The sequence below is a fragment of the Bradyrhizobium sp. LTSPM299 genome, from assembly GCF_000938235.1.
Classification (GTDB): Bacteria; Pseudomonadota; Alphaproteobacteria; order Rhizobiales; family Xanthobacteraceae; genus Bradyrhizobium.
Genome location: NZ_JYMU01000023.1, coordinates 336329 through 351476, shown reverse-complemented (window position 1 = coordinate 351476; position 15148 = coordinate 336329). Strand labels below are relative to the sequence as shown.

The window sequence follows — 15148 nt, the reverse complement described above, 5'->3', positions numbered from 1 at the left end:
TGTCATTTGGATCGGATCAGGTCGTATCACTGCGGTGGGCCGGCCTTCTGCCACCAGGTTTCCGGCAAATAGCCCGACAACGCGGTGGTCGATGGTCGTTCTATCCGATTCCAGCGTGCGATCCATTGTTCTCCGGCGTTAAAAAGCGGGATAGCGTAGAAGCCGGACATCAGCGTCCGATCCAGCGCCCGCACCGCCGAGACGAAATCAGGCCGTTCCCGTGCCGCCAGCAGTGCCGCGATCATGGCGTCGATGGCCGGATCCCTGGCACCCATGTAATTCCGGGTTCCCGGAATGTCGGCGGCCTTGCTGCCCCAGTAGAACGACTGCTCATTGCCTGGCGACAGCGACTGGTCCCAACGGTTGGGAATCATGTCGAACTCATAGCTGACCCTGCGCTGCTCGAACTGCACCGCATCGACCACCCGCACCGCGGCGTCGATACCCGCGCGCTTCAGGTCGCGCTGATAGGCGAGCGCAATGCGTTCATGCTCGCGTGACGTCAGCAGGATCTCGAAGGACAGCGGCGCTCGTGTCGAGCGCTGGCGCAACACCGTGCCGTCGGGTTCGTAGCCGGCGTCGGACAACAGCGCGAGCGCCTTGCGCAGGACGTCGCGGTCGCGACCCGAGCCGTCCGTGACGGGGAGATGGTATCGGCCTTCGAGGATGTCCGGGTCAACATGCGACAGATATGGCTTGAGCAGTTCGCGCTCGCGGTCGTCGGCGGGACGTCCATAGGCCGACAGCTCCGATCCGGCGAAGTAGCCGCCCGAGCGCGCATAAAGTCCGAAATAGTAGTTGCGGTTGATCCATTCGAAATCGAACAGCATCGTCAGCGCCTGGCGCACCCTGACGTCGGCAAACAGCGGCCGCCTGGTGTTGAACACCAGGAATTCGGAAGGGTAGGGAACGCCGATCTTTATGGTGTCGCGGATCACCTCGCCGTTGCGCGCCGCCGGGAAGTCATAGCCGTCGTGCCAGCGCAGCGGCTCGGGCTCGGTCCGGAAGTCATAGAGGCTGCGCTTGAACGCCTCGAACTGGCCGTTGGCGTCGCGGTAGTAATCAAGCCTGATCTCATCAAAATTCCAGAGGCCGCGGTTCACGGGCAGGTCGCGCCCCCAATAATCGGGATTGCGGGTGAAGGTCACGCTGGTGCCGGGCTTGACATCAGTCACGCGGTACGGGCCGGAGCCGATCGGCGGAGCCAATGTCGTCTCCTCGAATGTCGCGGGATCAGTGGCGTGGCGCGGCAGGATCGGCATCAGGCCGAGGATCAGCGGCAATTCGCGATCCGGGACGCCGCCAAAATCGAACCGCACCGTGAGCCGATCGAGCGCCTCGGCCTTTGCGACCTTGGAATAGTACTGGTGATGCAGCGGGCGGCCGTGGTCGCGCAACAATGCCAGAGAGAACAGCGCGTCGTCGGCGGTGACGGGCTGGCCGTCGGAAAAGCGGGCGCGGGGGTCGATGTGGAAGGTGACATAGCGCCGTGAATCGTCAGTCTCGACGCTGCGGGCGAGCAGGCCGTACAGGGTGAAGGCCTCGTCATTGCTTCGCACCATCAGGCTTTCGTAGACATAGCCGCGCTCGTAGGCGTAGCCCCGGACCTGTTGCACGGCGAGACCCCTGACAATCAGGGGATTGAGGCTGTCGAAGGTGCCCTCCCGGGGGCTCTGCACCAGCCGGCCGCCCTTGGGCGCATCGGGGTTGACGTAGGGCAGATGGTCGAAGTCGGGCGGCAGCGCCGGCTTGCCGTGCATTGCGATTGCGGTGCTCTCGGCCGCGGCCGCAGGGGCCGGTCGCATTGTCATGAGGGACAAGGCGAAGGACAGGGCGAGAACGAGGCAGGCGAATGCGCGGCGTCCGATACGCGGGTGAGGCGCCGGATTTGATTCGCGAAACGTCACGCGGGGAGCTTTACCACAGGCTGCCGCAACTCGCCGTGACATCCACGCAAACACGCTTGTCGCCATTGATCTTTCCGTCCGCCGCTGTATTGAAGGCGTGCAATTGATCCGGCGGGAACACTTGTCACGTATCCGCCTCAATTGACTAGGAGACAGCCGCGCGAGCAGCTGTGTTTCGCGGCTATGTGTCGGCGCCTGCAGCGGTTTCGGGCGCTGCCGTTCAGAAAGGGTTTTCCGCAATGAATTTCCGTATCTTGGCCGCCCCGGTTCGGCCGCATGGGCGAATTGTCGCCCTGATGGCGGCAACGGCACTGTCCGCAGCGCTCCTGGTTCCTGCCGCTCAGGCCCAGCAGCCCGCAGCGCCGGCGCCCGCGGCACCGAAGGCTGCGCCCAAGGCGGCACCGAAGGCGGCCCAGAAGGCAGCGCCTGCGCCGGCCCCTGCACCCGCGGCTCCGCAGCAGTCCCAGGCCGCTCCGCCGCCCGTCGCGGGAGCACAGCCGCCACCGCCGGATCAGCAGATCCAGCTGATCTACGCGCCCTGGACCAAGTTCTGCCTGAAGGGCCAGGAAGCCAGCGCCAAGCAGGTCTGCTTCACCGGCAAGGACGGCCGCATCGAGTCGGGTCAACCTGTCATCGCCGCAGTCGTCATCGAGCCGGAAGGCGAGCCGAAGAAGATCCTGCGCGTGACGCTGCCGCTCGGCATGCAACTCGTCCACGGCACCCGCATCATCATCGACGGCAATCCGCCGCAGCAGTCCCCCTATGTGATCTGCTTCCAGAACGGCTGCATGTCGGACTATGAGGCGACGCCGGAAATGATCGCCAACCTGAAGAAGGGCCAGAACCTGGTGGTCCAGGCGATCAACTCCAACGGCGCGCCGCTGACGCTGCCGCTGCCGCTCAACGGTGAGTTCGCGAAGGCCTATGACGGCCCACCGACCGATCCGAAGGAGTTCGAGCAAACCCAGAAGAAGCTGCAGGAAGAATTGCAGAAGCGTGCCGAAGAGCAACGCAAGAAGCTCGAAGCCGGCGGGCAGGGTTCGGCTGCACCGGCTCCGGCCAATCCGGCAGCCAAGTAAGCGCGCAAGTAAAATTAGCGCGCGGGAATGCCGCAAATCAAAAGGCGCCCGAAGGGGCGCCTTTAGCTTGTCGGAACGGCCGCAGCACCTGAGGTCTGTGGCTTCATTCAAGATGCGGCGCCATGCGATAGTGTCTGGCTGATAGCGATTTGTCGCTCTGGTGGTCCTGCGCTTCGTGTGCGACCCCGGCGTCGAAGCACAATCAAGGAATCAACGCGGGAGGCCAGACGAAAGCGCGTTCACGCGCCGTCGATGCGCAAACGCGCGCGTGTGCGTTCTGCGAACCCTGGCCGCCGTTCGCATTCATGGAATTCGGTCAATGTCCCAGCGTCTCAACAAGCAGCGGCGGGAACCGCTGGACCTCCCGATGGAGCAGCTGGCCCGGCGCACCTCGCTCGATGGTGACGCCAGTGTGAAGCCGGACACCGCTGCCGGGGAGACCGCTGCCCGTGACACCACTGCCAAGGTGTTCCATCCGGGCATCGTTCATCTCGCGCTGGCGATGGGCGGTTTCGCGATCGGCATCGCCGAATTCGCCACCATGAGCCTGCTGCCGTTCTTCGCACGCGATCTGCACATCAGCGAGCCCATGGCCGGCCACGCGATCAGCGCTTACGCCCTTGGCGTCGTGGTGGGCGCGCCCGTCATCGCCGTGCTGTCGGCGCGCGTCACACGGCGGACGCTGCTGATCGCGCTGATGGGCTTCTTCGCGCTGATGAACGGCCTCTCAGGTCTGGCGCCGGATTATCACACCATGCTCGCGCTGCGCTTCCTCGCCGGGCTGCCGCATGGCGCCTATTTCGGGATCGCCATGCTGGTCGCCGCCTCGCTTGTCCCAATGGACAAGCGTACCAGCGCGGTGGGCCGCGTGCTGCTGGGCCTGACCATCGCAACCACCATCGGCGTCCCGCTCGCCAACGGGGTCGGCCAGATGATCGGCTGGCGCTGGGCGTTCGCGATCGTCGCTGGCCTCGCGTTGCTGACCGCGATCCTGGTCGCGGTGTTCGCCCCGCGTGACACCGTCAACACCGGGGCGAGCCCGTTGCGCGAGCTCTCAGCGCTCGGACGCAAGCACGTCTGGCTGACGCTGGCGATCGGCGCCGTGGGCTTCGGCGGGCTGTTCTCCGTCTACACTTATCTTGCCTCGACCATGCTGGCGGTGACGCACGTGTCGCCGGCGCTGGTGCCGGTGGCGCTGTGCGTGTTCGGTGCGGGTCTCACGGCCGGCAACATCATCGTGCCACGCTTCGCCGACCGCGCCTTGATGGCAACGGCGGGCGGGCTTTTGCTGTGGTCGGCGGCCACGCTGGCCTTGTATCCGCTGGCGGCGGCGAATTTCTGGACGCTGCTCATCGATGTGCTGCTGATCGGGCTGGGCGGGGGGCTCGCCACCGTGCTGCAAACCCGGCTAATGGACGTGGCAGGCGAAGCGCAAAGCCTCGCCGCTGCGCTCAACCATTCCGCCTTCAACGTCGCCAATGCGCTGGGGCCGTGGCTGGGCGGAATGGCCGTCGCCGCGGGCTATGGATGGGCATCCACCGGCCTGGTCGGCGCGGGATTGGCGCTGTCGGGCTTCGCCGTCTGGGCGGTCGCGGCGGCGCTATCAGCGCATGAGGGGGTCTAAGCAGCCGTGATCACGGTGCCATGCGCCACGATCGAAAGCGCAGGCCGTCAGTTCAGCGACGGGTTGCGCGGGCGGTAGCCGCCTGCCTTGTCCTTCACGAAGATCTCGGCGACCTGCGAATGCCGGATCGGCTCGCCGGAGTCGTCGGGCAGCAGGTTCTGCTCGGAGACATAGGCGACATACTCGGTCTCCGAGTTCTCCGCGAGCAGGTGATAGAACGGCTGGTCCTTGTGGGGGCGCACATCCTCAGGGATCGACAACCACCACTCTTCGGTGTTGTTGAACTCCGGATCGATGTCGAAGATCACGCCCCGGAACGAGAACACCCGGTGGCGCACGATCTGCCCGATCTGAAATTTGGCGGTCCGTGCTTTGATCATGTCTCGTTCGATAGACCAACATTGTGGCCGATGCTAGGGGGCAGGAACGTGAATTAACCCCCGGTTTACCGATTCTAGCCGGGCCGAACCGTCCCCGGACCAGACCCTAAGAAAACACTTTCAGAATGATCGATATCCTTAACCTGGCACTGCCGTATTTCGGCCTGATCTTCATTGGTTTTGCCTGCGGCAAGGCCAAGGGCCTGCCCGAGAGCGGGCTCGCCTGGATGAACTTCTTCCTGCTCTACGTTTCGCTGCCCGCGCTGCTGTTCGGGATCATGTCCAAGACGCCGTTCTCGGAGCTGAACAACCCGCCATTCCTGATCGCCACCACGCTCGGAACCGTGATCGCCTTCTTCCTGGCGATGGTCGCGGGCAAGGCACTCGGAAGGCTGACGTTGCGCGAGGCTACGCTTGCGGGGCTGTCGGGCGCCTATGGCAATATCGGCTATATGGGCCCGGGGCTGGCGCTCGCCGTGCTCGGCACCAAGGCATCGGCGCCGACCGCACTGATCTTCTGCTGCGACAGCATCTTCCTGTTCTCGATCGTACCGCTCTTGATCGAGCTGAGCGACCGCGACCATCCCTCGCTGCTGCATGCGCTCGGCGTGGTGCTGCGGCAGATCGTGCAGAACCCGCTGATCATGTCGGCGGTGCTGGGCGCGCTGGTTGCCGCACTCCATATCCCGCTGCCGGTCGCGCTCGACCGGACCATCCAGTTCCTGGAGAATGCCGCAGCACCGATGGCGCTGTTCGTGCTCGGGGTCACGGTCGCGTTGCGGCCGTTCAAGCGGGTGCCGTGGGAAGTCCCCGGCGTGATCGCGATCAAGCTCCTGATCCACCCGCTGCTGGCGTTCGGCTTGATGCTGCTGTTCGGTCCGTTCGCGCAGCCCTGGGCGGCGACCGCGGTGCTGATGGCCTCGCTGCCACCGGCGCTGAACGCGTTCGTGATCGCCCGGCAGAACGATACCTGGATCGAGCCGGCGTCGGTCGCCGTACTGATCGGGACTTTTGCATCCGTGGTCACGCTGACCAGCGTGATGTGGGTCATCCAGACTGGACGGCTGGCGTTTCCCTAGATCGCTTCGGTGATCACCGCCGCCACGACGGCGAGAGGCCTTCACGCATCGCGAGTCGCCGCAGCGGGCCGACCGAACCGATCAGATGCAGGCCGCCCGCGCGCATCGTCTGCACGGGCAGAAAATCGCTGAGCAGCGAGCGGTTGGCAATGTCGATCGCCCAGCTCCTGCTTGCGACGTCGGGACGCCGCGCCGCGTGATAGCGCGACAGAACGGCCGGCACACCCGGATCTTCGCCGCGCGAGAGCGCTTGCCCGACGATGTCGGCGATATCTGCGGCGTCGCGCAGTCCCATATTGAGACCCTGCGCGCCGATCGGCGGCAGCACATGCGCTGATTCCCCGACCAGCGCGATGCGGTCCTTGGCGAATTGCCTGGGTCGCTCGATGGCGAGCGGAAAGACGTGGCGCCCGGGCTCGACGGTGACGCGGCCGAGGATCGAATGGGATTGCGTCTCCGCGGCTGCGGACAATTCGTCGTCGCCGAGTGCCATCAGCCGCTCGGCCTCCTTCGGTGTGCAGACCCAGACCACGCTGCTCCTGTTGCCGCTGAGGGGCACGAACACGCAGGGGCCGTGTTCGGTGTGGAATTCGGTCGAGATGTTCCGGTGCGGCCTTGAGTGCGTGATGTTGAAGGTGAGGGCGGACTGGCCGAGCTTGCGGCTGACGATCTCGATGCCGGCGGCCTCGCGCGACAGCGAATGGCGCCCATCGGCCCCGACCACAAGCCGCGCCGACAATGATCGGCCCTGGCGCGTCTGGATCGCGACCGCGGCATCTTCAGGATGGATCGCGGCGGCCTCGTCGTCGATCCGCGTCAGCGCGGTCAATTCGCCGGCACGCGCCTCGAGGGCTGCCACCAACGAGCGATTGTCGATGTTGAAACCGAACTGGTCGCGCTCGATCTCGTCGGACGAGAAGCGCACCTCCGGCGCGCGGATCAGGCGGCCGGTGTCGTCGACGAGACGCATGGTCTTCAGCGCCGCCGCCTTGTCGCTGCAGCGCCGCCAGACGTCCAGCCGCTCCAGCAGATCGGTGGAGGCGCCGAGCAGCGCCGTGGTGCGGTTGTCGGCATAGGGTGCGCGGCGCGCAAGCAGCGCGGTTTTTGCCCCAGTGTCGGCCAGCGCAATCGCTGCCGTCAGCCCGGCCGGGCCGCCGCCGATTACAAGAACGTCATAAACCTGCAGTGTGTCGGTCATCCCAGGACAATTGACATTGTTGACGTCAATTTCAAGCCACCGGTCACCGTTAAGAGTTTCAAGCCATTTGCGCGACGGAACGCCGCAACGGTGCATATGCAAACCGGGGCGATTCCTGATAGCACTGCGGCCACATGGACCAGACCAGCCAGCCGGAAGCGTTGCCCGAGCGGATGCGGACCGCCGCATTCTCCGTTCATATTTTCACGGCGCTCGGGGCCGGAATCGCGCTGCTGGCGATGCTGGAGGCGGTGCGCGATCACTGGGCCAGCATGTTCGGCTGGCTAGGGGTGGCACTGATCATCGATGGGATCGACGGGCCGCTGGCGCGCCGGCTCGACGTGGTGCGGCTGCAGCCGAACTGGTCCGGCGAGGTGCTCGATCTGGTGGTCGATTTCGTCACCTATGTGTTCGTGCCGGCCTATGCGATCACCGCGAGCGGGTTGCTGCTGCCGGTGGCGGCGCCAATCCTCGGCATCGGCATCGTGGTCTCGAGTGCGCTGTATTTCGCCGATCGCCGGATGAAATCCGACGACAACCATTTCCGCGGTTTTCCGGCGCTGTGGAATGCCGCGGCGTTCTATCTGTTCCTGCTGCATCTGCCGCCTGTCATGTCGACGCTGCTGGTCGCGGTCCTGATCGCGCTGACGTTCGCGCCGTTTCACGTGGTGCACCCGCTCCGTGTGGTGCGGCTACGCTGGCTGACGCTCTGGCTGCTCGGCGCCTGGGCCGTGCTTGCCGCCTACACCCTGGCACACGACTTCATGGTCGGCGCGCCGATTACATTCGGGCTTTGCGTCATCGCCGCCTACATCGTCGGCAGCGACAGCGTGATCCGCAGATTGAGAGCATTCAAGGCATGATGGAATTGATCGCCAGCCCGGAAGCCTGGGCTGCACTGCTGACGTTGACCGCGCTGGAGATCGTGCTCGGCATCGACAACGTGATCTTCCTTTCGGTGATCGTGTCGCGGATCCCGCCCGCGCAGGCCAAGCGCGCGCGGCAGATCGGGCTGTTGCTGGCGCTGGTGTTTCGTATCCTGCTGCTCAGCATCCTGGTCTGGCTGATCGGGTTGACGGAGCCCGTCATCACCATCAAGAGCATCGCGCTGTCCTGGCGCGACCTCATCCTGATCGGCGGCGGCCTGTTCCTGATCGCGAAGGCGACCCACGAGATCCACGGCGAGGTTGAGGCACGCGAGGCCGATGAAACGGCCGGGCCGAACGCCAGTGCGTTCTTCTGGGTGATCGTGCAGATCATCATCATCGACCTGGTATTCTCGCTGGATTCGATCATCACCGCGATCGGCATGGCGCAGGATATCGAGATCATGATCGCGGCGGTCGTGATCGCCTGCGTCATCATGTACGTCTCGTCTGGGCCGGTGGCGCGATTTGTCGCGGAGCATCCGACCACCAAGATGCTGGCGCTGGCGTTCCTGGTGCTGATCGGCGTGGCGCTGGTGGCGGACGGATTCAGTTTCCATATCCCGCGCGGCTACATCTATTTCGCCATCGCGTTCTCGGCCGCGGTCGAGATGTTCAACGTGCTGGCGCGGCGCAACCGCAAAAAGGCAGTGCGATAGACTGGTTCCGGGCCGCTCTGTTGACAAGGCGGCCCCGATGGCATTCGCTCGCGTCACGTGAGACCCAAGGGGAGCGACTGACATGACCAAGGCTGTGCGCGTGCACAAGGTGGGGGGCCCGGAAGTCCTGACCTATGAGGACGTCGAGGTGCCGGCGCCCGGCGCCGGCGAGGTGCGCATCCGCCAGCATGCGGTCGGGCTGAACTTCATCGACGTCTATTTCCGCACCGGCCTCTACAAGGCGCCCGGCCTGCCGTTCATCGCCGGCAACGAGGCTGCGGGCGAGGTGGTGGCTGTCGGCCCGGGGGTGACCAACTTCCATCCGGGAGACCGCGTCGCGTACTATTTCAATCTCGGCGGCTATGCGTCGGAGCGTGTGATCCCGGCCGACAAACTCGTCAAACTGCCCGACCACATCACCTATGAGCAGGGCGCCGTGCTGATGCTGAAAGGCCTCACGGTCTGGTACCTGCTGCACAAGACCTTCAAGGTCGAGCCCGGCCATCGCGTGCTGATCCACGCCGCGGCCGGCGGCATCGGGCTCTTGGCCTGCCAATGGGCGAAGGCGCTCGGCGCGCATGTCATCGGCACCGTCGGCTCGAAGGCAAAGGCCGACATCGCGCTCGCCAATGGCTGTGACCATGTCATCCTCTACAACGAAGAGAATTTCGTCGAGCGCGTCAAACAGATCAGCCGCGGTGAGCTGTGCGACGTCGTCTATGACGGCGTCGGCAAGACCACGTTCCCGGGATCGCTGTCGTGCTTGCGGCCGCGCGGCCTGTTCGTCTCGTTCGGTAATGCCTCGGGTCCGGTGCCGCCGTTCGCGCTCGCCGACCTCAACACCCACGGCTCGCTGTTTGCGACCCGGCCGAAGCTCAACGACTATGTCGGCACCCGCAAGGAACTGCTCGAGGGCGCCGACACGCTGTTCGCGGCCGTCATCAACGGCAAGCTGCACGTGCCGATCAACCACGCCTATGCACTGAAGGACGTCGCCAAGGCGCATATCGACCTGGAGAGCCGGGCGACCACGGGCGCGGCGATTTTGCGGCCGTAGGTCTCACCCCGTCATTGCGAGCGAAGCGAAGCAATCCACTTCTCCACCCGGGGGATAGATGGATTGATTCGTCGCTTCGCTCCTCGCAATGACGGTGACCACTACGCCACGCGCCGTGCCGCGCCCACCTTCGTCAGCACCGTATCCATGCAATCCACCATCTCGGCGATCTCCTCTCGCGTGACGTTGAGCGCCGGCATGAAGCGCAACGCATCCGGTTGCGGCGAGTTGACGAGCACACCGGCCGCGAAAGCCTCGGCGACGATCGCGGCGCCAATCGGCATCTTGAGGTCGAGCGCGAGCAGCAGGCCGCGGCCTCTGATATCGCCGAGCCCATGCCGCGCCGACAGCCGCTGCAATTCACGCTCGAGGACCAGGCCGGCATCGACGACCGATTTCAGGAAATCGGGCTGGCCGATCTGATCGAGCACGACAAGTCCAGCAGCGCACATCAAGGGATTGCCGTTGAACGTGCCGCCCTGGTCACCGTGATCGAAGCACGAGGCATGTTCGGTCGCGAGCAGAGCGGCGAGCGGCACGCCGCCGCCGATGCCCTTGCCGAGCGTCATGATGTCGGGCTCGATTCCGGCATGCTGGTAGGCGAACAGTTTTCCGATCCGGCCCATGCCGGTCTGGATCTCGTCGACGATCAGCAGCAGCCCGCGCTGCTGGGTTAGCACCCGCAATTCCTGCATGAATGCGTCGGTCGCGGGCCATACGCCGGCTTCTCCCTGGATCGGTTCCAGCATCACGGCCACCGTCGACGGTGAGATCAGCCGCCGCACCGATTCGATGTCGTTCAGCTTCGCCTTGCGGAAACCGGAGACCTTTGGCTCGAACAGCGGCTCGAACGCCTTCTTGCCCGACGCCGACATGGTCGCGAGCGTCCGGCCGTGAAAACCACCTTCGAAGGTGATGATCTCGTGCGCGCCGTTCTTGTACTTCGCGCCGAATTTGCGCGCGAGCTTGATGGCGCCCTCATTGGCCTCTGCGCCGGAATTGGCGAAGAACACCTGGTCGAAGCAGCTCTGCTCGGCCAGCGCCTTTGCGAGCTTGAGGCTCGGCTCATTGTAGAATGCCGGACTCGGCGTCAGCAGCCGCTTGGCCTGTGCGGCCAGCGCTTCCGCCACCGCAGGCGGCGAATGGCCGAGCGGGTTGACGGCCCAACCCTGCACGAAATCGAGATAGCGGTTGCGGTTATCGTCCCACAGATACGAGCCCGCGCCGCGCACGAACACGACCTCTGGGCGGGCGGTGATGTCCATCAGCGCATCGAACGGATGGGCGGCGTTGGTCATGTCAGTCTCCTCTGAGGTCAGTGTGGGGAATGGGCAGGCCGAACAACGAGAAAGGCCGCGCTTTGGGGCGCGGCCTTCTCGAAAACCTTGGCTGATCTATCTAATCAGCGCTGGCGTCGGACACGGCGCGGCCCATCATCGTCGCGGGTGCGACGACGGCTGATGGCGCGGCGGTTGGTCCGGTTCAGGTTCATGGCGGAGGGCCATACAGCTGATCGGCCGGAGATGTCAAGCGGGAGTTGACCGTCACAGCGCACATTGGGGCGTAGATGATGCTAGGCTGTCGTCGTTCCGCGACCGGATAATCCTGGAGGTGGCGCCGTGATAAAGCTTTTGATCGAACGAGATCTTCCGGAAAATTTCAATGTGACTGATGACGCCCAGGCGGCGCGTCATGCGCGGATTGCGCTGGATGCCATCGTCGCGACCCAGGGGAAGATGCACTGGCTGTGCACCTATGCGACTGCTGACCGCAAACTGTTCGGGCTCGTCGTGGTCGAGAGCGAAGAGGTTATCGATGCCTATGTGCGCAATGCCGGCATCCGCAGCTCCGTGCAAATCCATCGCGTGCTTCGCACGCTGGACCCGGCGCTCGCGGCTTAGAATCCCGCGACGCTGCCGTGCAGGTCGTACTGGTCGGAGCGTTCGATCTTCGCTGTGACGATCTCGCCGACCTTAAGCGGGCGGCGGCTCGTGAGATAGACCGCGCCGTCGATCTCAGGTGCATCGGCCTTTGACCGGCCCTTGGCAACAGTCGGCCCGACCTCGTCGATGATCACCTGTTGCCGCGTGCCGACCTTGCGCTTCAGGCGCCTGGCGGAAATCTTCTGCTGCCGCGCCATCAGCGCGTTCCAGCGCTCCTGCTTGATCTCGTCGGGCACCACATTGCCGATCGCATTCGCCGGAGCGCCGGCCACCGGCTCGTATTTGAAGCAGCCGAGGCGGTCGATCTCGGCGTCATCGAGCCAGTCGAGCAAATAGGCGAAATCGGCATCGGTTTCGCCGGGGAAGCCGACGATGAAGGTCGAGCGCAGCGTCAGATCGGGGCAGTGTTCGCGCCACTTCTGGATTCGCGCCAGCGTCTTCTCCTGCGCGGCCGGGCGCTTCATGGCGCGCAGCACGTCCGGGCTCGCATGCTGGAACGGGATGTCGAGATAGGGCAGCACCTTGCCTTCGGTCATCAGGCCGATGACCTCGTCGACATGGGGGTAGGGGTAGACATATTGCAGGCGGACCCAGGCCCCGAACTCGCCAAGCTCCTTGGCGAGGTCGAAGAATTTTGCGCGGACGCTGCGGTCCTGCCACGGGCTTTCGGCGTATTTGATGTCGACGCCGTAGGCCGAGGTGTCCTGCGAGATCACAAGCAGTTCCTTGACGCCGGCCTTGACCAGCCGCTCGGCCTCGCGGAGCACATCATTGGCCGGGCGCGACACCAGATCGCCGCGCAGCTTCGGGATGATGCAGAAGCTGCAGCGGTTGTTGCAGCCTTCGGAAATCTTCAAATAAGCATAGTGCCGAGGCGTCAGCTTGACGCCCTGCGGCGGCACCAGGTCGAGATGCGGATTGTGCGCCGGCGGCAGCGCGCGGTGCACCGCTTCCAGCACGCTTTCATACTGCTGCGGACCCGTGATCGACAGCACGCCGGGATAGGCCGCCTCGATCTGCTCGGGTTCGGCGCCCATGCAGCCGGTGACGATGACCTTGCCGTTCTCCGCCATGGCCTCGCCGATCGCCGAGAGCGATTCCTGCTTGGCGCTGTCGAGGAAGCCGCAGGTATTGACGATCACGATATCGGCGCCGTCATGCTTGCGCGCGAGCTCATAGCCTTCCGCGCGTAGCCTGGTGATGATGCGCTCGGAATCGACCAGCGCCTTGGGGCACCCCAAGGACACAAAACTCACTTTCGGCGCGGCGGCCTCTTGCATATCTGAATCTGCCTGATGGATAGGCAGGAGCTAGTCCCAATTGCCGACAATTACAACCCTTTGCCGGGCCGAATGGCGTGTTATGGATGCGTCTTGCCGGGTCCTGCGAGTGGCTGATGAGCGCTGAGTCGTCTCCCAAGATCGTGATCGTCGACGAGAGCCCGATCCGCGCGGCCATCCTCCAGGAGGGACTGCGGGAGGCGGGCTACACCGACGTCGTCCACATCAGCGAGATGCAGAGCCTGCTTTCGCGGATCTATGCGCTCGACCCGGATATCATCGTCATCGACCTCGAGAACCCGAGCCGCGACGTGCTGGAACAGATGTTCCAGGTCAGCCGCGCCGTCCGCAGGCCGATCGCGATGTTCGTCGACCAGAGTGACGCCGCTTCGATCCAGGCCTCGGTGGAGGCGGGCGTTTCCGCCTATATCGTCGACGGGCTGAAGAAGGAGCGCATCAAGCCGCTGCTCGATCTCTGCGTCTCCCGCTTCAACGCCTTCTCCAAGCTGCAGGACGAGCTCGACCGCACCAAGCATGCGCTTGAGGAGCGCAAGGTGATCGACCGCGCCAAGGGTATCCTGATGAAAGTGAAGGGGCTGACCGAGGACGAGGCCTATGTGCTGATGCGCTCGACAGCGATGCGCGAGAAAAAGAAGATCGGCGAGATCGCGCAATCGATCCTGACGGCGTCGGAGCTACTCAAATGACCACACCATTGCGCATCGGGTTCATTCCGCTGGTCGACGCTGCCGCGCTGATCGTTGCCGTCGACCAGGGATTTACCGCGACCGAAGGCCTCGACGTCACGCTGGTGCGGGAAGTGTCGTGGTCGAACGTTCGCGACAAGCTCAATATCGGGCTGTTCGATGCCGCCCATCTGCTGGCCCCGGTCGCGATCGCCTCGAGCCTCGGGCTCGGCCACGTCAAAGTGCCGATCGCAGCCCCGTTCAATCTCGGGCTCAACGGTAACGCCATCACGGTGTCGCCGGCGCTGCACGCGGCCTTGATGGAGGAGATCGACGGCGATCGTTTCGATCCGATGGCGACGTCGCGCGCGCTCGCCCGCGTGGTGGCGAAGCGGCGAAAGAGTGGGGCGGAGCCGTTGACCTTTGGCATGACCTTCCCGTTCTCGACCCACAATTACCAACTGCGATTCTGGATGGCCGCCGGCGGCGTCGATCCCGACGAGGACGTCCAGCTCGTGGTGCTGCCGCCGCCTTACATGGTGGACAGCCTGGCCAATGGGCACATTGATGCGTTCTGCGTCGGCGCCCCCTGGAATTCGATCGCGGTCGATCTCGGTATCGGCCACATCCTGCATTTCGTCGCCGATATCCTGCTCAGCGCGGTCGAGAAGGTGCTGGCGTTGCGCCAGAACTGGTCGGAGAAGCACCCGGATGTTGTGGCGGCGCTGGTGCGTGCGCATCTGCGCGCTGCCGAGTTTATTGAGGAGCCGAACAATCGGCCCGAGGTGGCGCGCATCCTCAGCTCACCCGAGCGGATCGGCGTCGACGCCAACGTCATCCAGCGCACGCTGGATGGCCGGTTGAAGATCTCGCCCGACGGCACCATGCGCGAAAGCAACCGCTATTTGTTAGTCGGGCGGGAGGCGGCGGCGAGGCCTGACCCGGTGCAGGCGGCCTGGCTCTATGCGCAGATGGTCCGCTGGGGCCAGACGCCGTTCCGACCCGACGCGCTGAAGGCCGCAATGGCGGTGTTCAGGCCCGACCTCTACGACGCAGCCTCCGGACGGCTCGCCAGCACCTCCAATGCCATCGGCGCCTTCGCAGGCCCGCCCTTCGATCCGAATGATGTCCCCGGCCATCTGGCGGCCTTCAAGATCGGACGCTGGAAGCCCTGAATCAGGGGTGACGCTCTTCTGGGCACTTGGTTGTTTTAGCTCATTTTCTGAGCGGGATGCCCAGATTCCGTGGCCATCGCCGGATTGGGCCGTTCTGAGCCATTTTCTAACTCACTGAAATGTCTGGATATTCTCCGCGACTCGGTGTGGCACGC

Annotated in this window: 14 protein-coding genes; 9 read left to right on the top strand and 5 right to left on the bottom strand. The window is 64.6% G+C overall.

Going from position 1 to position 15148, the window contains the following annotated elements:
- Positions 1-26: 26 nt before the first annotated feature.
- The gene (locus UP10_RS15860; protein ID WP_156180033.1) at positions 27-1811 is read right to left on the bottom strand and encodes an extracellular solute-binding protein; all 1785 of its coding nucleotides are present in this window, start codon (positions 1809-1811) and stop codon (positions 27-29) included.
- Between the two features lie 335 nt (positions 1812-2146).
- Between UP10_RS15860 and UP10_RS15855 the strand changes: the two genes are divergently transcribed.
- Both UP10_RS15855 and UP10_RS15850 read left to right on the top strand, forming a co-directional pair.
- A complete protein-coding gene (locus tag UP10_RS15855; protein WP_044588292.1) occupies positions 2147-2986 on the top strand; it encodes an invasion associated locus B family protein in 840 nt (279 codons plus the stop codon).
- A gap of 367 nt (positions 2987-3353) precedes the next feature.
- A complete protein-coding gene (locus UP10_RS15850; protein ID WP_502692197.1) occupies positions 3354-4610 on the top strand; it encodes an MFS transporter in 1257 nt (418 codons plus the stop codon).
- A gap of 47 nt (positions 4611-4657) precedes the next feature.
- Here the strand turns inward: UP10_RS15850 and hspQ are convergent, their stop codons facing one another.
- The gene (gene hspQ / locus UP10_RS15845; RefSeq protein WP_044542184.1) at positions 4658-4990 is read right to left on the bottom strand and encodes a heat shock protein HspQ; all 333 of its coding nucleotides are present in this window, start codon (positions 4988-4990) and stop codon (positions 4658-4660) included.
- Between the two features lie 125 nt (positions 4991-5115).
- On the opposite strand from hspQ, the gene UP10_RS15840 reads away from it, so the two are divergent.
- On the top strand, positions 5116-6069 hold the full coding sequence (locus tag UP10_RS15840) for an AEC family transporter (RefSeq protein ID WP_044588221.1): 954 nt from the start codon (positions 5116-5118) through the stop codon (positions 6067-6069).
- A 13-nt stretch (positions 6070-6082) separates the two neighbouring features.
- Here the strand turns inward: UP10_RS15840 and UP10_RS15835 are convergent, their stop codons facing one another.
- A complete protein-coding gene (locus tag UP10_RS15835; RefSeq protein ID WP_044588220.1) occupies positions 6083-7267 on the bottom strand; it encodes a UbiH/UbiF family hydroxylase in 1185 nt (394 codons plus the stop codon).
- A 134-nt stretch (positions 7268-7401) separates the two neighbouring features.
- On the opposite strand from UP10_RS15835, the gene pcsA reads away from it, so the two are divergent.
- From pcsA to UP10_RS15820, 3 genes are all read left to right on the top strand, one after another.
- Positions 7402-8130 (top strand): phosphatidylcholine synthase, encoded by a 729-nt coding sequence (gene pcsA, locus UP10_RS15830; protein ID WP_044588219.1) that lies wholly within the window; start codon positions 7402-7404, stop codon positions 8128-8130.
- Positions 8127-8852, top strand: coding sequence for a TerC family protein (locus UP10_RS15825; protein WP_044588218.1), 726 nt, complete (start codon positions 8127-8129; stop codon positions 8850-8852). The genes pcsA and UP10_RS15825 overlap by 4 nt, the downstream gene beginning before the upstream one ends.
- Before the next feature lie 82 nt (positions 8853-8934).
- Complete coding sequence (locus UP10_RS15820) at positions 8935-9909, top strand: quinone oxidoreductase family protein (RefSeq protein ID WP_044588217.1); 975 nt, start codon at positions 8935-8937, stop codon at positions 9907-9909.
- Positions 9910-10010: 101 nt separating this feature from the next.
- Here the strand turns inward: UP10_RS15820 and UP10_RS15815 are convergent, their stop codons facing one another.
- Positions 10011-11207, bottom strand: a complete 1197-nt coding sequence (locus UP10_RS15815) for an acetylornithine transaminase (RefSeq protein WP_044588216.1) — start codon at positions 11205-11207, stop codon at positions 10011-10013.
- A 366-nt stretch (positions 11208-11573) separates the two neighbouring features.
- Here UP10_RS15815 and UP10_RS15810 point away from each other — a divergent pair, with 366 nt between their 5' ends.
- Complete coding sequence (locus UP10_RS15810; RefSeq protein WP_156180030.1) at positions 11574-11810, top strand: hypothetical protein; 237 nt, start codon at positions 11574-11576, stop codon at positions 11808-11810.
- Here UP10_RS15810 and rimO read toward each other — a convergent pair.
- The gene (gene rimO / locus UP10_RS15805; protein ID WP_044588214.1) at positions 11807-13132 is read right to left on the bottom strand and encodes a 30S ribosomal protein S12 methylthiotransferase RimO; all 1326 of its coding nucleotides are present in this window, start codon (positions 13130-13132) and stop codon (positions 11807-11809) included. The two genes, UP10_RS15810 and rimO, sit on opposite strands and share 4 nt — an antisense overlap.
- Before the next feature lie 116 nt (positions 13133-13248).
- Between rimO and UP10_RS15800 the strand changes: the two genes are divergently transcribed.
- Together UP10_RS15800 and UP10_RS15795 are read left to right on the top strand one after the other, a co-directional pair.
- Positions 13249-13839, top strand: coding sequence for an ANTAR domain-containing response regulator (locus tag UP10_RS15800; RefSeq protein WP_044588290.1), 591 nt, complete (start codon positions 13249-13251; stop codon positions 13837-13839).
- Positions 13836-14993, top strand: coding sequence for a CmpA/NrtA family ABC transporter substrate-binding protein (locus UP10_RS15795; RefSeq protein WP_044588213.1), 1158 nt, complete (start codon positions 13836-13838; stop codon positions 14991-14993). Before UP10_RS15800 ends, UP10_RS15795 begins: the two co-directional genes overlap by 4 nt.
- Positions 14994-15148: the final 155 nt, after the last annotated feature.